Origin of the sequence: Psychrobacillus sp. OK032, from assembly GCF_900111345.1 — a bacterium.
Taxonomy (GTDB): domain Bacteria; phylum Bacillota; class Bacilli; order Bacillales_A; family Planococcaceae; genus Psychrobacillus.
On the sequence record NZ_FOGY01000002.1, the window covers coordinates 636,904 to 656,907 of the forward strand.

Sequence of the window (20,004 nt, forward strand, 5' to 3'; positions counted from 1 at the left end):
AAGGCGTGATAAAATAGGCATGTTAAGGAGTGAATTCGCATGAAAGAAAAGAACTTTCCTTTTCCATCGGATGGAAAAAGGTATTATACATGGAATCGATATTTACGAGACAGATTTGATCAGAAGATTTTTAAAGTCGCGCTAGACGCTGGCTTTGACTGTCCGAATAGAGACGGTACAGTCGCTTTCGGTGGTTGCACTTTTTGTAGCGTCGCTGGCAGTGGTGATTTCGCTGGAGATAAGGTTGATCCAATTCCAGTGCAATTCGAAAAAATAAAATCCAAAATGCACGAAAAGTGGAAAAAAGGAAAATACATCGCTTATTTTCAAGCATATACAAACACACATGCCCCTCTTCCAATACTGAAAGAAAAATTTGAAGCAGCTTTAGCATTAGAAGGTGTAGTTGGTATATCCATCGCAACTAGACCCGACTGCTTACCTGATGATGTAGTCGAATATTTAGCCGAGTTAAACGAACGAACTTATTTATGGATAGAGCTAGGGCTTCAAACGGTTCATGAACGTACAGCGAATCTTGTTAATCGTGCGCATGATTACCCTACTTATGTAGAAGGTGTAAACAAATTACGAAAACATGGTATTCATATTTGTACGCATATTATTAACGGACTTCCTTTAGAAGACAGAGAAATGATGATGGAAACTGCGCGTGAAGTTGCTAAGCTAGATGTACAAGGAATAAAAATACATTTACTTCATTTGTTAAAAGGAACTCCAATGGTGAAACAGTACGAAAAAGGGAAACTAGAATTTATGGAAAAAGATGCATATATTCAACTCGTTGCTGACCAATTAGAAGTCCTTCCACCCGAAATGGTTGTCCAACGAATTACAGGTGATGGACCAATTGACTTAATGATCGGACCTATGTGGAGTGTAAATAAATGGGATGTATTGAACGGGATTGATGCGGAACTTACAAAACGTGATAGTTACCAAGGAAAATTTTATGAAAAGACTGGTGTTTTACAATGATATTAAAAAGAGTTTTACCGTTTGCAAAAGAATTACTAGCAAGTGTTGTTGAAAGAGGTGATTCGGTAGTAGACGCGACTGCCGGAAATGGACATGATACATTGTTTCTTGCGGATCTAGTAGGAGAGAATGGACATGTATATGCTTTTGATGTGCAAAAAGAAGCAATACAATCAACGGCGGATAAGTTGGAGCAAGCAAATTTGATCGGACAAGTATCGTTAATTCATGATGGGCATGAAAATGTCGCGGAATATGTATCTGGAGAAATATCTGCAGCCATTTTTAATTTAGGGTATTTGCCTGGAAGTAATCATGAAATTGTGACAAGAGGTGCTTCTACCGTTCAAGCAATTGAATCTCTCTTGAGTTTACTAAAAGTTGGAGGACTGATTGTTTTAGTAGTTTATCATGGGCATAAGGGTGGTAAGTCAGAAAAAGATGCATTATTATCTTTCGTACAAGAATTACCCCAGTCGTACGCGCACGTGCTATCGTATCAATTTGTCAACCAACAAAATGATCCCCCGTTTATACTGGCAATTGAAAAGATGAAAGCTAAATAGCACTGCTTACTTACTAACATTTCTTATACTCCCCCATATCACGAGGTGGGTTCAACAGAGTATTTAATAATAAAAAAACTGACGTAACTATACTATAGGATTGAGCACGGCGTCCTCACCGGGGGTTCACTTTTCAGTGTTCCTCATCATTGAGTATATTATTTTTTAATATAAAAGTTACACCTCTTCTTAGGATGGATGTCTTCTATATGGAATTTTATCTTTATAATAGATGAATAAATTAATGCCTGTGTTGCAAACAATTCAGAAACGTTTCAGAATTGTTTGTATCACAGGTACATTTTTTCCTTCACCTCTTTGCATATCAGCAATAAATATGGGTATAGTACTTATAAAAAGGAGTAACACATGCCTAAAATTGCCTCTATTAGTACATACAAACCACCCTATACATTAAACCAAACCAATATTGAACAACTCACAAAGGAACTATTTAAAGATAAAATCGCGCAGCTTGATCGATTATTAAAAGTGTTTGAAAATGGCGATATCGAAACTCGCAATTTTTGCGTACCTTTAGAATGGCATCAAACAAACCATACATTTGAAGAACGTAACAATATTTATATAGAGTTAGCGACAAAATATAGTGTAGAAGTAATTCAAGCATGCCTCCAAAACACATCTCTTTTACAAAAAAAAATCCAACCAAAAGAAATCGATGCCATTATATTCGTTAGTACGACTGGTATATCCACTCCTAGTATTGATGCTCGCGTAATGAATCAGCTCCCTTTTTCCGACCGCATGAAACGAATTCCATTATGGGGGCTAGGGTGTGCTGGAGGTGCTGCAGGGGTTAGTCGAGCATTCGATTATTGCAAAGCCCATCCGACGGAAAAAGTACTCGTAGTTTGTGTGGAGCTTTGTAGTCTTACCTTTCAACCAAATGATTTTTCGAAAAGTAATCTAATTGGAGCTTCCCTTTTCGCTGACGGTGCAGCTTGTGTATTAGTATGTGGGGATGAAACAAACATTTTAACGAAAAGACCTGTTCCTCACATTATAAGTACAGCTTCCAAATGGATGCCGGACTCCGAGAATGTGATGGGATGGGATATTAAAAACAGTGGATTGCATGTCGTGTTCTCCAAAAGCATCCCTTCTATTATTGCTAGTTGGCTAGGTCCTTTTATCGATGAATTTTTCAAAGAACAACAAATGACAAAAGATCAACTCGACCATTTTGTAGCACATCCTGGAGGAAAAAAAGTATTAGAAGCATATGAGGAAACGCTTCATCTTACACAAGAACAAACTGCAATATCTCGGGAAGTGCTAAGAAATCACGGAAATATGTCTTCCCCTACTGTTCTTTATGTGTTAGAGCAATTCATGCAACAAGAAAACAAAAAAGAAGATATTGGTTTACTCGTAGCCCTAGGACCAGGATTTTGTGGTGAAGCAGTTTTACTAAATTGGGGGGATTAGCATGTTATTTCTGATCATCATATTCCTAGTTATTGCACAAAGACTTATAGAAGTTTTAATCGCTAAACGAAATGAGAAAAAGATGCTTTCACACGGAGCATATGAAGTTGGCGCATCCCATTATCCTTATATGGTTGCACTTCATGTTAGTTTTTTTGTTTGTTTAATTGCGGAAGTTATGCTATTAGATCAACGTATTTCTCCTTTATTTCCTTTATTTGTATTAATCTTTTTATTTGTTCAGGCACTCCGCATTTGGTGTTTAACTTCTTTAGGGACATTTTGGAATACGAAAATTATGATTTTACCTGGTGCCCATGTTGTAAAAACAGGTCCATATGTGTATATTAGACATCCGAATTATGTGGTCGTTTGTATTGAAATTGCGCTATTACCTTTAATGTTCCAAGCCTATTTTACCGCTATTTGCTTTACTCTTTTAAATCTAGCGATGCTTTCGGTTCGCATTCCATTGGAAGAAAAAGCTCTGATGGAAGCAACAGATTATACGAAGGAATTTAAAAAGAAGATTTCGGCATCTTAACCGAAATCTTCTTTTTTTATGGAATTTATTGTTGATTTGCAGCTTCTTCAACTGCTCTTGCTACTAAATGATGCACAGTTGGATCTAGTGGGTTTGGTATTAATTCGCCAGGCTTCGTATGACTGACAATTGCCTGGGCAGCAGCTATTAACATTGGGTATGTAATAGCAGATGCTCCAGCGTCTAATGCGCCCTTGAATATGCCTGGGAAACCGATTACGTTGTTTACAGAACGTCCATCTGCGGCAAAAGCTGCTCCTGCTGCGATTGCTTCGGATGGAAGTATCTCTGGGTTTGGATTGGAAAGAGCTAAAATGATTTGCCCTTGTCGAACCATTTCAGCTTTGATCAAACCAGATACCCCAGTTGTCGCAACAATAATATCACATGTTTCCATCATTTCTTCAAGTGATCCGATTGTTTTACCACCATAATTAATCAAACGATCCTGCGCTTCTACTTGGCGATCAAGTCCATAAACTTCTTCTACGCCGTAAGCCATTAACATACGGCATATCGCAAGACCAGCCGCACCAAGACCGATTTGGCCAATTTTCGCTTTTTTCACATCTACATTAGTAGACTTGCACGCTGATAATATAGCCGCTAAAGCAACTACTGCTGTACCGTGCTGATCGTCATGCATAACAGGAATAGGAAGCTCTTCTTTAAGTCTTTCTTCAATTTCAAAGCAATGTGGAGAGCCGATATCTTCCAGTAAAATTGCTCCGAAACCTTTATGTATATGCTTCACTGTTTCTACTATTTCATCAGGATCGCTTGTGTTTAATAAAATCGGAATTCCACTTAATCCGACGAATTGATCTAATAATACCGCTTTCCCTTCCATAACTGGCATACCAGCAACTGGACCGATATTTCCTAATCCTAAAATCGCTGTACCATCTGTGACAATCGCAACCGATTTCCCAATCGATGTGAAGTAACTAGCTTTTTCAGGATAGTTCAGAATTTCCATACATACACTTGCAACTCCAGGCGTGTAGATTCGTTGTAAATCTCCAAGGGAGCGTACATCTAATCTACTCTTCATCGCAATTTTTCCACCTTCATGCGCGTTCAGGACATCATCTGTAACCGCATGAATTTTCACACCGTTTCCAATAGCTTCAATATTTACGATCACTTCTTCTAATTGCTCGATAGATTTACATGTAATAGTAATATCGCGAACCGTCGTCAACGCACCACTTTTTAACGTAGTAATATCGCCAATATCTCCTTCACCGAGACCAATTGCAGTTGCTACTTTCGCAAAATTTCCTGGCTTTGAAGGAGTTTCCACAATAATATTTCGAATAATATGTTGGTTTTGCATGTTAATTCTCCTTTAAACTCACTATTTTGACCACTCGATTATAACATAAAAAAATCCCTCATTCGTAAGGAATGAAGGATTCTTTCTTATCTTAAGCGAATAAAAGTGCTTCTAATGCTAACGGTTCTATATATTGCCCGTCTTTATAAACGCGCATATTCCCACCAGAAATCTCATCTATTAATATAATTTCATTTGTTTTTGCATCTCTGCCAAATTCCAATTTTATATCGTATAATTCTAATCCTTTTGTTGCTAAATCTTCTTTCACGAGTTGAGAAATTTGCTGCGTTAATGTTTGTAATGTTTCATATTCTGCTTCTGATAAAATAGAAAGCATCGATAGCGCTTGTTTAGAGATAGGAGGATCTTGACGCTCATCATCTTTAATTGTTACTTCCACAAAAGCATCCAAAGGTTGTCCGTCTTCACAATACGCACCATACCTACGAAGAAAGCTTCCGACAGCTTTAAAGCGGCAAATGACTTCAAGTCCTTTACCAAATACCTTTGCTTCTTTAACAGTCATAGTCGACTCTTCAATATTCGAATCGATAAAATGGGTTGGGATTTCTTTGTCCATTAACTTTTGAAAGAAATATGTCGTCATACGTAGTCCTGCTTTTCCAGCACCTTCTATTGTTAAGCCAACAGTATTGGCACCCGGGTCAAAAACACCATTTTCGCCAGTTACATCATCTTTAAACTTTAATAAAACATCCCCGTTATCCAGCTTGTACACATCTTTTGTTTTTCCTTTGTATGTAAGATTCATTTGGGACTTCCTCCTTTTAATAACTACGACTTATTTTACACCTAAATGATGCATTCAAACAATATACCCAATGGACCTTAGTATATTATTTATAAAAGAATCGGAATAGGCAAAAATTTCTTCTCGTTCCGGTTCCTGATGCAAATCATGAAAACAATGTTTCCATTCTTTAAACTGGTATTCGGAAAGGTACTGTTTTTTTAACCAACTGATAGTTGCTTGTGTATCCGTAATTTTGTCTCGTTCTCCCGTCATTAATAAGACTGGAACATTCGGGATAGAATCTTCTGACTGAACGATTGATTTCATCAGTGATTGCAATTCTTTATACCAGTCATTCGATACTAGCGTACGATATGCTGGGTCTTCTGCAAATTGGCGATACACATCGTAATTTCTCGTTAATTCATTTAACTGGATATCATGATTAATCTTTTGCGGTACGGATAATTTAGCTAACGCATTCGTCCATTTAGACGGCATTTTTTTTAATTGGAGCCATGGGGATGTTAGAATAACCCCCGCATATTCTATTTCTAGTTTGCGCATCACTTTCACTAATAACGTTGCCCCTAAACCGTGCCCCATTAAAAAAATTGGTAGATCATATGTTACTGCAACTTGAAGTGCTTGTTTTATGTATTCCTTATACAATTCAAAAGGCTCATCATGTAGTCCTTTTGCTTTTTTTAGTTCCCCATGACCAGGTAAATCCCCCATAACGATATGGCAATTGGAGCTTCTTAACTTTTCAATTAGCCAAGCATATCTTCGATGGTGTTCATATGCACTATGCACGAGGACAATTACTGCCTTTGGTTTTTCTTCTGCTTCCCATTTCCACATGAACAGCACACCTTTCTTATGTATTCCCTTATTCTAGTTTGTTTGTTACGATTAATTATATTCTATTTTGATAAGGGGTGTGTATTTATTGATTTATCCATATAAAGACAAAATTCCATCGATTGATGAAACTGCTTTTATAGCTGATTATGTCACAATTACAGGCGATGTGACAATCGGTCCGGAGTCTACAATTTGGTTCAATACGGTAATTCGAGGGGACGTTGCTCCTACAATTATTGGACGTAAAGTAAGTATTCAAGATTTAAGTTGCTTGCATCAAAGCCCGAATAAGCCACTTATTATTGAGGATGAAGTCACAATTGGTCATCAGGTAACATTACATAGTTGCATCATTCGAAAAGGCGCATTAGTTGGTATGGGATCAATCATTTTAGATGGTGCAGAAATCGGAGAAGGTGCGTTTATCGGGGCAGGAAGTCTTGTACCGCCAGGAAAGAAAATTCCACCTAACTCACTAGCATTCGGAAATCCCGCAAAAGTCGTGAGAGAATTAAATGATGCAGATAAAGCAGATGTACAGCGAATTATTCGCGAGTATGTCGAAAAAGGTCAGTATTATAAATCGTTACAGGAATAAGAAAAAGCTTCCACTATAATATTTTCTACAGTGTTAAACAGCTAGAGAACAAACTTAAAAACCATTGACTTCAGGGTAAACAAGAAGTGCCAATCACATGACACAAAACAACACCCAACTACGGGACAGGACAAGACGACAAAATGTAGATTTCATACGCTAAGCCATTTTACCAAAAAATAACCGGCAACTTCGAGGCTAAGAAGTACCGGTTATTTCACCTTTATTTTGGAAAGTCTTAACGAGATAATTGTTGGACTTTCATTAGAATTGAATGAGCTTTCGATTGATTTTTCCATGGATTTTTTTCAATCGGTGGCAATTCGAATCCTAATGTTTCTTATTACTAATAACTAATCCGTTTGGGTAATCTTTTCAACCGCTGTAAGGATTTCATTACGTGAACGGTTTCGATGTGACTGCATCAAAACACTAGCAGCATTGCTGTCTTTAGCTTTCATACATGAAATAATTGCTTTATGTTCCACTATAGAATGAAAAGGAAGAGGCCTGTCATTAATCGTAAATAATCGCGCTCTATATAATTGATCTGAATGGCTATCTATTACCGTTCTAAGACGTTTATTTTTTGCGTAGTCAATGATCAAGTTATGAAATTGATCATCTAGAAATGCCCATTTTTTTAAATTCTTTTGTTCAAGTGCTTCTTCCTGCTGTACGATTAATGATTCCAGCTGATATAACTCTCCTGCTCCAACCTTTACGGTAGCAAGACTTACGGCAAGTCCATCAAGTCTTTCAACTATTTCATAAATTTGTTTAAGATCTTCTCTTTCGATTGGCTCTACAATAAATCCCCTTCTCGGAATAAGACGAACCATGCCTTCCGTCTCCAAACGCACGAGAGCTTCCCTTACAGGAGTACGGCTCATTTGTAATGCTTCAGCCATCTCCCGCTCTAATATCGTTTTCCCGGGAGGAAGGATTAAATCACGTATAGCAAGTCGGACAATGTGATACGCTCGCTGTGGTAAACGGTATTCATCAAAACCTTCTAGATTATCAATAAAGAGCAGAATTTCTTTCCCGATGCTTGTTGGACTTAAGGAAAAAATTTTTTCGTTATCCTTTTCAGTCATATTTTTTCATCCTTGTCACCTAATCCATTCTTTGTTTATCAAGACATTAATGAACCAATAAATCTGGTGCCTAACATGTACTATTTTACGCACCTGTAATGACAAAAGTATACACCCTTTCAGTTAGCAAACCAAATTGAGCAATGTCAAATAAACAGATTGAGCAACATAAAACTAGGCAATTTATTTGGAAAATTATTTTTAGTGATGAAAAGCCTTTTATAAAAGTAAAGTGCTGGGAGGTTTATTGGAAACCCCCCAGCACTCTTTTTTTAGACTTCCGTTTTAACTTTGGATAGATTTTCTATGATGGCACCCGTTATTTCGCTTGTGTTATACGTTCCTCCAAGGTCACGAGTAAGAATGCCCTGACGTGTCGTTTCTGCAATTGCCTTGTTGATGAGTACTGCTTCTTCTTTTAGCCCAAGATGATCTAACATTAGTGCAGCACTCCCAATTGCTCCAATTGGATTGGAAATTCCTTGGCCAGCAATATCAGGTGCCGATCCATGAACGGATTCGAACATACTTGGTGTCCGCCCTTCAGGATTGATGTTTGCGCTGGCAGCTAATCCCAAACTTCCTGCTAGAGCGCTACCTAAATCAGAAAGTATGTCTGCAAATAAATTAGAAGCAACCACAACTTCTAGTTCCTCAGGTTTCAATACAAATTGTGCAGCGGCTGCATCAACAAGCCATTGATCCGTCTCTACATCTGGATAATCTTTACTTACGCGTGCAAACACTTCATCCCATAGTACCATTCCATACTGCTGCGCGTTACTTTTCGTGATGCTTGTTACTTTCTTCCTTTTACGTGTCCGTGCAAGATCAAAGGCATAACGGATAATACGTTCGCAGCCGTGATCTGTAAACAAAGCGGATTGCACTGCTACTTCTTTTCCAGGTCCACGTCCGGAGAAATTGCGACCGCCAATACCTGAATATTCACCCTCAGAGTTTTCTCGAATCAATACCCAGTTTAGAGAATCAACATCCGGATGATTAAGTCTTCTTGGAACACCAGGAAGAAATTCGATAGGGCGAATATTGGCCCATTGATCAAATCCCTGACAGATCGCTAAGCGCAAGCCCCATAAGCTAATATGGTCTGGTACTCCTGGAAATCCAACAGCTCCAAAATAAATCGCATCATAATCTCTTAGTTTTTCTACTCCGTCTTCATCCATCATTTTTCCGTGTTCTAAATAGTATTCACAACCCCAAGGAAAGAAATCGCTTTCAAATTCGAACTTACCGTTAGAATCTTTCGCTAAATGATTAATTACGCGAAGACCAGCCTCAACTACTTCTGTGCCTATTCCATCACCAGGAATAACTGCTAAACGAATTTTTTGGGTTTCACTCATTAAAATATCCTCCTCCACTAATCCTGCCTCTTCAAGCAGTTTAGTTTTATATGAATCTTATAGTCATCATATTAAATAACGTATACATTAATGTCAACATTTTTTTGATAATTTAAAATTTTTCAGTTATATCTATGAAGTTAGTGGCGTATATTTTGATTAAATAAAGCTACTCTTTACAAATTATAATAAATATTTTCATTTAATACAAAATATTTAGAAAATCCATTGACACTAATGTATACGTTAATGTACAATTCGAGAAGATTAACTTACTATTCTATTTATTCACCATCATAGGAAAAATAAGGAGGAATTTATTAATACACTTTCAGATTTGAGCTAAGCTTCATAGTTTCTAATAAGGTCTTAGATTTGATTTCCAGATCACCACTAATAATGCGTTTCTTTGTAAGCGGTTGCATTTTCAGGCTTATTATACTTAGGAATAATACCACCAATTAGTATTAAAGAGGCGTGTAAAGTTAAGTTAGGAAAAACTTAATAGTGCAAGTAAAAGTAGAGTAAAGTAATGTTTAATGAAGGAAAAGAAAAAGTGAATGATGAAATCACAAACAAGTTAGTTTCGTTAAGAAAGTGAATAAGAATTTAGAACTTCATTAAAAGAAGCCCTTGGATGAGGCCCTGGACAATAGATTATTAAGTTCATAGCTTAACAATCTAGTAATACACTTTTTAAAATTAGAAAATTCGGTTTTATAATTTTACGGGAGGTGGTTTGTATGTTAACGTTCCTAGCGTTATTAATGATCATTGTATTCATTGTACTTCTATCAAAAAATAAATTATCTGTATTCGGTGCATTATCAATTATTCCATTTGTTTTCGGAGCAATTGCAACCTTGGTAACGGGTGCTTCCTTTTTGGATCTTTTTGAATGGATCAAGGGGGGTATTTTATTTAGTGTAAATGAAGAAACAGGTAAAGTTTCTATGGGGGTTATTTCACCTGCGATTGTTATTTTATTTGCGGTGTTGTATTTTGGTGTAATGCTTAATGTCGGTTTGTTTGACCCTTTATGCGAATTCTTTATTAAAAAAGCAAAAGGGGACCCATTGAAAGTTACAATGGCAACAGTTTTAACTGCGTCAGTAGTCACTCTGAATGGTGATACTACTACAACTGTTATTATTTGTATCGCTGCTTTCCTTCAACTTTATAAACAAATGAATATTAGGCTAATTTATTTAGCTGTCATTATTGTTACCCCAATTGGAATTTTTAATCAGTTACCATGGGGAGGTCCAACAATTGCTGCAGCCACAGCCATAGGTGTTGATATTAGCGAATTGTTTGCAAATATATTGCCAGGAATGCTAGTTGCAGAAGTTTATGCAATTTTCATGGCTTATTTTATTGGAATAAAAGAAAGAAAACGCTTAAACTTTAATCCTAAGACTGCTAAAGATATTTCTCCAGAGCAAATGGAAAGTATGTTAGATGCTATTCGACTAAAAGATCCTGAATTAAAGAGACCTAAACTATATGCTTTTAATATGATTTTAACGCTTGTTATTTTAGTTATGCTTGTGATGGACGTTGCACATGGCGGTGTTTTATTTAGCATAGGTGCAGCAATTGCCCTTACGGTTAACTATAAGTCTGCAAGTCTTATTAATGAACGAATTGATGACTTAGCAGCAGATGCTTTAGCACCAGCCTTGGCAACTTTAGCTGCTGGAGTTTTCTCTGGCGTTCTAACAGGTAGTGGGATGTCAGCTGCTTTAGCAACTTCTATTACAACTATTATCCCAGAATCATTAGGCTCACATATGGCACCAATTTACGCGTTAATTTCAGCACCCGCAATTACATTTTTACCGCAAGATGCTTTCTACTTTGGTATTGCTGGCGTTATGGCAGATGTTATGGGGCAATATGGAATTTCTGCTAGCGAAGCCGCTGTTGCTTCTATGGTTGGGCAAGCATTCCGTCTAATTTCACCAGTTATTCCCGCTTTATATATGTTAGTTAGCTCTACTGAGACTAACTTTATAGACTTCCAAAAAAAATATGTAATTTATGCTTGGCCAATTATATTTATATACCTTGCTGTATATATATTAACCGGGGTATTGCCGATTTAGAAAAAGTTCTTTTTAAGAATTATTTTTACTATGTTATTGGAAAAAATAGATATCCAGGAATACTCCTAGTTCAATTCATTTGATTAAGTTAAGTGAATAGACTGATATTGTCAAATGAGACTCATATAAAACACTTTAAATAGGCTACTAATCACTGTACTGCATAGGTGATAGGTAGCCTGATTTTTCTGTATTCGTTATTCATTGTAAAAATTACGCTAGCTAGCTACCCGTTCTAGAACTTCTTGATTTGTAAAAGAATGAGCCATCACATCGTACGCGTAGCGTCGATGATGGCTCATCGCTTTTCCCGCTATAAAGCGTCGCCCTAAAGGGAAATCCTAGCGGTATCTATTAAGATACACTATTCCTAAAATACGTCGCTTCCTCCATTCTCACTCTGGTTGAACTGCTTGAAGCAACCGGAATAATTGATTTGTTGTGGATCGTAAATTGTTGTACGTCACCTTTGGATCCATGGCTTCTTTCAGCGTCATCGGCGCATTCACAATGGAAAAATAAGAAGTGACACCAAGTTTGTTTAATGCCTCTGCCTCTTCTGAAATACTACCTGCAAGTGCAAGAACGGGTATCTCATGCTTTTGGGCAAGCTGCGCTACCCCCCAGGGTGCTTTTCCCCTAGATGTTTGTGCGTCTAACTTTCCCTCACCTGTAATAACGAAATTGACACCTTGCATCCTCTTTTCCATTTCTATGATTTCCAATACTAGTTCGATTCCAGACTGAAGTTGTGTATGTAAGAAACCTGAAAATGCTGCTCCTAATCCCCCAGCTGCTCCTGCACCGGCAATATTATGAATATCTACATCAAGTTCATAATAAACAACGTCAGCAAAATGTTTAAGCCGTAAATCGAGCTGTTTTATCATTTCAGGGTTTGCACCTTTTTGTGGCCCGAAAACATGAGTAGCACCGTTTGGTCCATATAGAGGGTTATTTACATCACAAGCGACTCTAAAAGTGCACTCCTTTATTTTTGTTTGTACATGACTCAAATCAATTTTCCAAATGTCTAACAATGCCTGGGCGCCCAAACCAATTTCCTCATTGTTTCTATTTAAAAAGCGAAACCCCAGTGCTTGAAGCATGCCAACCCCAGCATCGTTTGTAGCGCTTCCACCAAGACCAATGACAAACTCACGGCATCCTTTTTCTAAAGCATCAGAAATGAGTTCCCCAACGCCATATGTGGTTGTAACAAGTGGATTACGTTGGTTATAAGGAACAAGAGGTAAACCACAAGCTTGCGCTACTTCAATAACCGCGGTCTTCCCATCACCCAAGATCCCATAGATTGCCTCTACTTTTTCTTTTAAAGGACCCATTACTTCTTTTTTGACTAGTTTTCCGCCTGTTGCCTGTACCAATGCATCCACTGTTCCTTCTCCACCATCCGCTAAAGGTAGTGTCACAACTTCCGCTTCGGGATAGATATCTTTTATACCTAAAGAAATAGCTTCATTGCCTTCTATAGAAGAAATACTTCCTTTAAATGAATCAATGGCAATTAAAACTTTCATCATTAGCACCCCCTTCATCTACATTGATTATAGGTGAGTAATGAGATGAAGGTAATAGCCCATGTAACAAAGAATTATAAATAATTTTGTTTTATATAACAAAAAACTTCAAACTAAAGAGTTTGAAGTAAAAGAGCAATATAAAGTTTCACAGAATCATGGTAATCCCTTGGATTTGCCTCTGTTTTTTGAGCGATTTTATCAAGACGATACTGCAAGGTATTTTTATGGATAAATAATTCTTCAGCTGTCTTCTTCAGTGAGAGGTTATTATTGTAATAATTATGTAATAGATTTATTTCCGCTTCTGAAAGTTCACCGATGAGTTTTGCTGCATAGTCATTTCTTACCTGGAAATCAATATTTTCCATAATCATTTCTAAATCCAGCTTTGTATATTCGCATACCGTTACTTTTTTTGAAAGAGCATACTTTAATGCAAGTTTTGCATGCATATAGGACTTTGCTAGTTCCTCTAAAATACCGATGCTACCTATCCCGATTGAATAGCTTACATTCATAGGGCCGAAATACGAATTGAAGGTCTGTAGTATTGTTTTATACTGTGATGCATTAATAATTACGGCGTATTGGTTTGGAAATAAGTAAGTAAATAATTTAATTCCCTGTTTTAATAAAACCCCATTCATTTTAACTGGAAGTGATGTGGTATTATTCAGACCTGGCAAATGAATAATAGCGACAAATGCTCTCTCTTCTAACTCATATTGGAGCTGCTGCAAGTGTTCATTCATGAAGGCATTCTCTTTTTCATTTTCAAAAATGAGCATACGAACAATTGAGGAGCGCATGTCATCTAAGGTTTGAACGACGCTTTTTATCATTTGTTCCTTTATCAATACTTCCGTAATTTTAGTCAGTAAAAACCCTAAAGACTTACATTCTTCCGGATCACCGGATATCCCGATAACACCTAGCATTTTTTGATCAATCATGACCGGATAATTAATACCCTTTCTTGCACCCTTAAACGCCTCATCGCCAGAAACTTCTACAACATTTCCTTTTTTCTGTACTTGAAGGGCGGCAGCATGAAAAGAGCCGACTCGGCCAGGGTCTGTACTTGCCAAAACTTTCCCATCTAGATGTATAAAGTTTATATCTTTTCCAATGACTTCTTTTGCTGCATCCACGATCGTTTGAGCTAAAGAAGGACTAATCTGAAAATTTTCTTTCATACTTATCTATTCCTTCTATAATGGATTGGATTGTTTCTCTTTCATTTTATCATCAGAAGATGGGGAATTGCTCAATATATATTTTGTGTTACAGTCTTTTCTAAGAAATCTCACTTGGATTAGAGAAATTAGACTACCTTTTTGGTGTTAAATCATAATTTTAATATATTTTTTCTTCTTCCTGAGATAAAAAAATTAGATCATTGAACATACTTTGTTGATACATAGTTCAGAATAACGTCCAATTTGTTTCTAGTACAGGGAGCTCAATCAAAAAAGCGATACTTCCCTAGATTTCTCAAGGAAAGTATCGCTTTTATTGATAGAGGATACCTATTAGTACCCTCCGTCTTTTTGGAAGCTTTTCTTATTATAGACCAGCTTTTTCTTTTAAAGCTTCTGCTTTATCTGTTTTTTCCCATGGCGCGTCAATGTCTGTACGACCGAAGTGACCATAAGCTGCAGTCTGCTTGTAAATTGGGCGACGTAGGTCTAGCATTTTAATAATACCTGCTGGACGAAGGTCAAATAGTTCACGAATGTAGGATACTAATTGCGCCTCTTCTACTTTTCCAGTTCCAAATGTATCAACAGCAATTGATACAGGTTGAGCTACACCGATTGCATAGGCTAATTGAACTTCACAACGGTCTGCAAGTCCCGCAGCGACAATATTTTTTGCCACATAACGAGCTGCATATGCCGCAGAACGGTCTACTTTTGTTGGATCTTTACCAGAGAAAGCACCGCCACCGTGACGAGCGTATCCACCGTAAGTATCTACAATAATTTTACGACCAGTTAAACCAGCATCCCCTTGAGGTCCACCGATTACAAATCGACCAGTTGGGTTGATAAAGTATTTTGTATTTTCATCGATTAAATGAGCAGGAACAATTGGGTTGATCACTACTTCTTTTAAATCTTTTTGGATTTGTTCTAACGTAACTTCTGGATGATGTTGTGTAGAAATAACAATCGTATCAATTCGAACTGGATTATTATTCTCATCATATTCAACAGTTACTTGCGTTTTACCATCCGGACGTAAATAATCCAATGTTTCATCTTTACGCACTTCTGCTAAACGACGTGACAGCTTATGCGCTAAACTAATCGGAAGTGGCATAAGTTCAGGTGTTTCATTACATGCGTACCCAAACATAAGACCTTGGTCTCCTGCTCCGATTGCTTCGATATCTGAATCAGTCATTGATCCTTCACGAGCTTCTAACGCTTGGTCAACACCCATTGCAATATCAACAGATTGCTCGTCAATTGCAGTCAACACTGCAGAAGTTTCTGAGTCAAACCCGTATTTTGCACGAGTATAACCTATTTCTTTAATAGTAGCACGTACTACTTTTGGGATATCTACATAAGTAGAAGTTGTAATTTCTCCTGCAACTAAAACAAGTCCTGTTGTTACACTTGTTTCACAAGCAACACGTGCATTTGGATCTTCTGTTAAAATTGCATCTAAAATAGCATCCGAAATTTGGTCACAAATTTTATCTGGATGCCCTTCTGTAACTGATTCCGATGTAAATAATCGGCGTTGTGTCATATATATTCCTCCTATATCCTGCGAGATTTCTCTCAAGAATTGATACGGTACTCATTCCCATGTCAAGCCATTTCAAATGGATTAAACTTGAAGCCGTTTCGGACTTGGCACACAAGGATAAAGGGCGATGTAATATAAAAAAACCTTTCACTCACGTAATTTACATGAGGAAAGGTATCCATTTCATAAGCACCTTTCACTCTTATCAATCAAGGAATCACACCTTGTCTCAGGTTGGGCACCTTTGTAATGCAAGAAATTACAGGTTGCCGGGTTTCATAGGGCCTGACCCCTCCACCAGCTCGGGATAAGAGTATCCGTTCAATTTACCATCATACGGAAACAGCATACAAAAGTCAATAAAAAATTCCGCTGTTATTAAAATGAAAATAAACGTTTAAATAGTATAGACTATTGAGTTAAATGTGTTATACTAATTCACATATCAAGTAAATACATCCTCCATAATGGAGGGAAAAATGAAAAAAGGATGGTAAATACAATATGAATTCAATCGATACGGTGAGTGAACTGAACGAATTGCTAGCTGGAAATAATATTAGCGTACAATTATCAGTGCCGCAACTTGTGGAAAAAGCAACATCTAGAGGAGAAGCTATTTTAACTTCCACAGGTGCTGTAAAAGCAGAAACAGGTAAATACACAGGCCGTTCCCCAGAAGATAAGTATATCGTAGAAGAACCTATCTCTAAAGACAAAATCGATTGGGGTTCTGTAAACCAACCTATCTCTTCCGAAATTTTTGACACACTATATAAAAAAGTAATCAAATATTTAAAGGAACAAGAAGAATTATTTCTATTTAAAGGATTCGCAGGTGCAGATAAACAATCCCGTCTTGGCATCCAAGTAATTAATGAATTTGCATGGCATAATTTATTTGCCCACCAGCTATTTATCCGCCCTACAGAAGAAGAACTTGCAACTCATCTAGCAGATTTCACGATTGTAAGTGCACCTAACTTCAAAGCGGATCCAGCTATTGATGGAACAAAATCAGAAACTTTTATCATCGTTTCTATGGAAAAACGTATCATTTTGATCGGTGGTACGGAATATGCCGGAGAGATGAAAAAATCAATCTTCTCTATTATGAACTATTTGTTACCAGAACAAAACATTTTACCAATGCATTGTTCTGCAAATGTTGGAGAAGCAGGTGATGTTACATTATTCTTCGGTTTGTCTGGAACAGGTAAAACTACACTTTCTGCAGATGCAGGACGTAAATTAATCGGTGATGACGAGCATGGTTGGTCAGATAATGGCGTGTTTAATATCGAAGGTGGCTGCTATGCTAAATGTATCGACTTAACTCGTGAAAACGAACCACAAATCTTTGACGCTATTAAATTCGGAACAGTTTTAGAGAATGTAGTAGTAGATCCAGAGACTCGCATTGCGAACTATGCGGATGATTCACTGACAGAAAACACACGTGCAGCGTATCAAATCCAAAATATCGAAAATATTGTAGACCCTTCTGTTGCTGGTCATCCAAATACAATTATTTTCTTAACGGCAGATGCATTTGGCGTTCTACCTCCTATTAGTAAATTATCAAAAGAACAAGCAATGTACCATTTCTTAAGTGGATTTACTTCTAAACTAGCAGGGACTGAGCGTGGAATCACGTCTCCACAACCAGCATTCTCTACTTGCTTCGGTTCTCCTTTCTTGCCGTTACATGCGACTGTGTACGCAGAAATGCTTGGGAAGAAAATTGATGAGCACGGTGCACAAGTGTTCCTTGTGAATACTGGATGGACTGGTGGAGAATACGGTGTTGGTAACCGTATGAAACTAGCTTATACACGTACGATGGTACGTGCAGCAATCGACGGGAAGTTAAGAAATGTAGAAACAACGACAGATGCAGTGTTTGGTCTTGAAATCCCTATACAGATTGATGGAGTACCAGCAGAAGTGTTAATCCCACGTAATGCATGGGAAGATAAATTAGCATATGATGCAAAAGCAACTGAACTAGCACAATCTTTCCGTAAAAACTTCAAAAAATTCGGTACAGTATCCGAAGATATTTCGCTTAAAGGCGGACCGTTAGCTTAAAAATTTAAAAGAGGATGTCCCATGTATATGGTGACATCCTCTTTTATTGCCGGAAAACTATAAAATCTAAGGAAGCTTATGCTTTTGTTGTTAATCCGCATTTTCATCATAAAAATGTGTTGTAGCAGATGAGGTGAAGAGGGATACGAACTTTCCCGCTTCTTCCTTATCAACTTTATATAAAATAACTTCTGATCCGTAATGACCTATTTCTAATCGTTCGTCATCGTCTTTATTAAAGAACATCATGAACCATTTTAACCCACCTTTTGGATCAATTGAGTTATTTCGAAAATATGCATGATTTTCTTCATTTAAATTAACTGTCATTATTTTGACGAGTCCTTCATTTATAATAGAAACCGCTTTCGGTCTTAATTCTTCAATTACTTCCTCTTCTTCCTTCCAACAGTGGATAACTACATCCTGAAAAGTGTTCGTATAGTTATCCCAAAGGTCTTTCCAAAAACTAGTATCCATTGCAAATGATGATTTACCTTCTATACTCATCGATTCAGTACTTACAATGACATTTCCCAATTCCTAACTCCTCTCTGTTTTTTCATCCATGCACACGCATCTTTCACCACTTGACGATTAACTTTACTCGGAAAATAATGTGTAAACTCAGGATAGTACCATGTTTCTACAATTTTATTATTCACTAAGAGTTCGTTTTCTAACAGTTTTGCATGTTGTGGAGAAACATTTATGTCCAATTTTCCATGAATGATAAGCGTAGAAGCTTGTATTTCTGATATTTTAAGTAAGGCGTCTCGTTCCTCATACGCTTCTGTTTTGTTTGTTGGAGTGCCGCCTATTACACGTTTCATCATTCTTCGCATATCCAATCGCTCTTCGTAAGTAAGATAAATATCGGAAACCCCTGCCCATGTCACGATGGAAGTAATATCATTTCGTAAAATAGCAGTCCACAACGCCATAATACCACCCCGCGAGAAAGCGAATAGATGAATTCTAGTCGATAAGCAAAATTGCTTTAATACATCCACTGCATAAATAGCATCTAATCGATCTTCACCTGCAAACTCGTCTCTTCCTTCTCCTCCACGGTTTCCGCGGTAATAAGGGGCAAAAACGGTAAATCCCTCAGACGCAATCTGGGCAATACGAGCAGGTCTTACCATACCAATGCTTTGCATCCCACCTCGCAAATATAATATCCCTTCATACGTTCCTTCTTTTTTCGGAGTTGCAAGCATCCCTTTCACTCGCAATCCACAGGACCAATATGTAATTTCGGTTAAATCGATATGTGGATTTGGTGATGGATATATTCGCATCCTGTCAATCGTTCCATTTTCCTTCATGTATTTTTCACCTTCTCTAACATTGCTTGCATACCTTGATCTTGCATATGGAAGCTTAAATTTTCGCAGTTGGAAAGTTCATCCATCGTCAACCACATAGCACCATCAGTTTCATAATTTGCCCTCTCTTCATGGATATACCCAACTTCAGCTATAAATACCGCCTTACAAAATGGATTTTTCTCATGCACCATGTATTCGGCAAACCATTCCAGATTGACAATCTCCACGTTTGTTTCCTCTAATACCTCACGTACTGCTGCTGCGTTTAATGTTTCGTTTTCTTCTACTTTTCCACCCGGAAACTCAATACCTCGCGTAGGATGTTTCGTTAATAGCCACTTTTCTTCATGTTTTGCTATTACTAACACATGCATAGCCTTAATTGGGAGTATTCCCTTTTCAAAGGAAAGTTCAACTTGTATACCATTCAAATCTTGGAAATTAATCATTCTTTATCCCTCTTTTTGTTTACTAATCAAATGCGCATCAGCGTATTTGCTTCCGCTTCTCTTCGTTCAGCTCCGCAGAAAAAACATTGCTTCCGCTTCTCTTCGTTCAGCTCCGCAGAAAAC

Annotated in this window: 18 protein-coding genes and 1 riboswitch; of the genes, 7 read left to right on the top strand and 11 right to left on the bottom strand. The window is 37.4% G+C overall.

What is annotated here, in order from left to right:
* Positions 1–39 precede the first annotated feature (39 nt).
* From BMZ04_RS06775 to BMZ04_RS06790, 4 genes are all read left to right on the top strand, one after another.
* The gene (locus BMZ04_RS06775) at positions 40–999 is read left to right on the top strand and encodes a tRNA modification radical SAM protein MnmL/YtqA (RefSeq protein WP_093267017.1); all 960 of its coding nucleotides are present in this window, start codon (positions 40–42) and stop codon (positions 997–999) included.
* On the top strand, positions 996–1,565 hold the full coding sequence (locus BMZ04_RS06780; protein WP_093267020.1) for a tRNA 5-(aminomethyl)-2-thiouridylate-methyltransferase MnmM: 570 nt from the start codon (positions 996–998) through the stop codon (positions 1,563–1,565). The genes BMZ04_RS06775 and BMZ04_RS06780 overlap by 4 nt, the downstream gene beginning before the upstream one ends.
* 369 nt (positions 1,566–1,934) lie before the next feature.
* Complete coding sequence (locus tag BMZ04_RS06785) at positions 1,935–3,017, top strand: type III polyketide synthase (protein WP_093267022.1); 1,083 nt, start codon at positions 1,935–1,937, stop codon at positions 3,015–3,017.
* A gap of 1 nt (position 3,018) precedes the next feature.
* A complete protein-coding gene (locus tag BMZ04_RS06790) occupies positions 3,019–3,561 on the top strand; it encodes an isoprenylcysteine carboxyl methyltransferase family protein (RefSeq protein ID WP_093267025.1) in 543 nt (180 codons plus the stop codon).
* Positions 3,562–3,586: 25 nt separating this feature from the next.
* Here the strand turns inward: BMZ04_RS06790 and BMZ04_RS06795 are convergent, their stop codons facing one another.
* The 3 genes from BMZ04_RS06795 to BMZ04_RS06805 all read right to left on the bottom strand — a co-directional run bounded on the left by BMZ04_RS06795 (position 3,587) and on the right by BMZ04_RS06805 (position 6,521).
* The gene (locus BMZ04_RS06795; protein WP_093267028.1) at positions 3,587–4,900 is read right to left on the bottom strand and encodes an NAD-dependent malic enzyme; all 1,314 of its coding nucleotides are present in this window, start codon (positions 4,898–4,900) and stop codon (positions 3,587–3,589) included.
* 91 nt (positions 4,901–4,991) lie between these two features.
* On the bottom strand, positions 4,992–5,675 hold the full coding sequence (locus BMZ04_RS06800) for a phosphoribosylaminoimidazolesuccinocarboxamide synthase (RefSeq protein ID WP_093267031.1): 684 nt from the start codon (positions 5,673–5,675) through the stop codon (positions 4,992–4,994).
* Between the two features lie 54 nt (positions 5,676–5,729).
* On the bottom strand, positions 5,730–6,521 hold the full coding sequence (locus BMZ04_RS06805; protein ID WP_093267033.1) for an alpha/beta hydrolase: 792 nt from the start codon (positions 6,519–6,521) through the stop codon (positions 5,730–5,732).
* An 88-nt stretch (positions 6,522–6,609) separates the two neighbouring features.
* On the opposite strand from BMZ04_RS06805, the gene BMZ04_RS06810 reads away from it, so the two are divergent.
* A complete protein-coding gene (locus BMZ04_RS06810) occupies positions 6,610–7,122 on the top strand; it encodes a gamma carbonic anhydrase (RefSeq protein WP_093267035.1) in 513 nt (170 codons plus the stop codon).
* 353 nt (positions 7,123–7,475) lie between these two features.
* Here the strand turns inward: BMZ04_RS06810 and BMZ04_RS06815 are convergent, their stop codons facing one another.
* A complete protein-coding gene (locus BMZ04_RS06815) occupies positions 7,476–8,222 on the bottom strand; it encodes a GntR family transcriptional regulator (protein ID WP_093267038.1) in 747 nt (248 codons plus the stop codon).
* Between the two features lie 272 nt (positions 8,223–8,494).
* Complete coding sequence (locus tag BMZ04_RS06820; protein ID WP_093267041.1) at positions 8,495–9,592, bottom strand: tartrate dehydrogenase; 1,098 nt, start codon at positions 9,590–9,592, stop codon at positions 8,495–8,497.
* Between the two features lie 743 nt (positions 9,593–10,335).
* Here BMZ04_RS06820 and BMZ04_RS06825 point away from each other — a divergent pair.
* Complete coding sequence (locus BMZ04_RS06825) at positions 10,336–11,700, top strand: citrate:proton symporter (protein ID WP_093267043.1); 1,365 nt, start codon at positions 10,336–10,338, stop codon at positions 11,698–11,700.
* A 395-nt stretch (positions 11,701–12,095) separates the two neighbouring features.
* On the opposite strand, the gene BMZ04_RS06830 is transcribed toward BMZ04_RS06825, so the two are convergent.
* The 3 genes from BMZ04_RS06830 to metK all read right to left on the bottom strand — a co-directional run bounded on the left by BMZ04_RS06830 (position 12,096) and on the right by metK (position 16,007).
* Complete coding sequence (locus BMZ04_RS06830) at positions 12,096–13,241, bottom strand: glycerate kinase (RefSeq protein ID WP_093267046.1); 1,146 nt, start codon at positions 13,239–13,241, stop codon at positions 12,096–12,098.
* Positions 13,242–13,354: 113 nt separating this feature from the next.
* Positions 13,355–14,440: a CdaR family transcriptional regulator gene (locus BMZ04_RS06835; RefSeq protein WP_093267049.1), complete on the bottom strand. Its 1,086-nt coding sequence runs from the start codon at positions 14,438–14,440 to the stop codon at positions 13,355–13,357.
* A 370-nt stretch (positions 14,441–14,810) separates the two neighbouring features.
* Positions 14,811–16,007: a methionine adenosyltransferase gene (gene metK / locus BMZ04_RS06840; RefSeq protein ID WP_093267051.1), complete on the bottom strand. Its 1,197-nt coding sequence runs from the start codon at positions 16,005–16,007 to the stop codon at positions 14,811–14,813.
* Positions 16,008–16,206: 199 nt separating this feature from the next.
* Positions 16,207–16,321, bottom strand: a riboswitch (SAM riboswitch).
* Positions 16,322–16,511: 190 nt separating this feature from the next.
* On the opposite strand from metK, the gene pckA reads away from it, so the two are divergent.
* Entirely contained in the window at positions 16,512–18,098 is a 1,587-nt protein-coding gene (gene pckA, locus BMZ04_RS06845) for a phosphoenolpyruvate carboxykinase (ATP) (RefSeq protein ID WP_093267054.1), read from the top strand.
* A 90-nt stretch (positions 18,099–18,188) separates the two neighbouring features.
* Here the strand turns inward: pckA and BMZ04_RS06850 are convergent, their stop codons facing one another.
* From BMZ04_RS06850 to BMZ04_RS06860, 3 genes are read right to left on the bottom strand one after another with little or no spacing between them, the layout of a single operon-like run.
* Positions 18,189–18,638 carry a hypothetical protein gene (locus BMZ04_RS06850; protein WP_255367825.1) on the bottom strand — a complete coding sequence of 150 codons (450 nt, stop codon included), beginning with the start codon at positions 18,636–18,638 and terminating at the stop codon, positions 18,189–18,191.
* The gene (locus BMZ04_RS06855; RefSeq protein WP_093267056.1) at positions 18,620–19,429 is read right to left on the bottom strand and encodes an alpha/beta hydrolase family protein; all 810 of its coding nucleotides are present in this window, start codon (positions 19,427–19,429) and stop codon (positions 18,620–18,622) included. Before BMZ04_RS06855 ends, BMZ04_RS06850 begins: the two co-directional genes overlap by 19 nt.
* Positions 19,426–19,881: an NUDIX domain-containing protein gene (locus BMZ04_RS06860; protein ID WP_093267059.1), complete on the bottom strand. Its 456-nt coding sequence runs from the start codon at positions 19,879–19,881 to the stop codon at positions 19,426–19,428. The genes BMZ04_RS06855 and BMZ04_RS06860 overlap by 4 nt, the downstream gene beginning before the upstream one ends.
* Positions 19,882–20,004 lie beyond the last annotated feature (123 nt).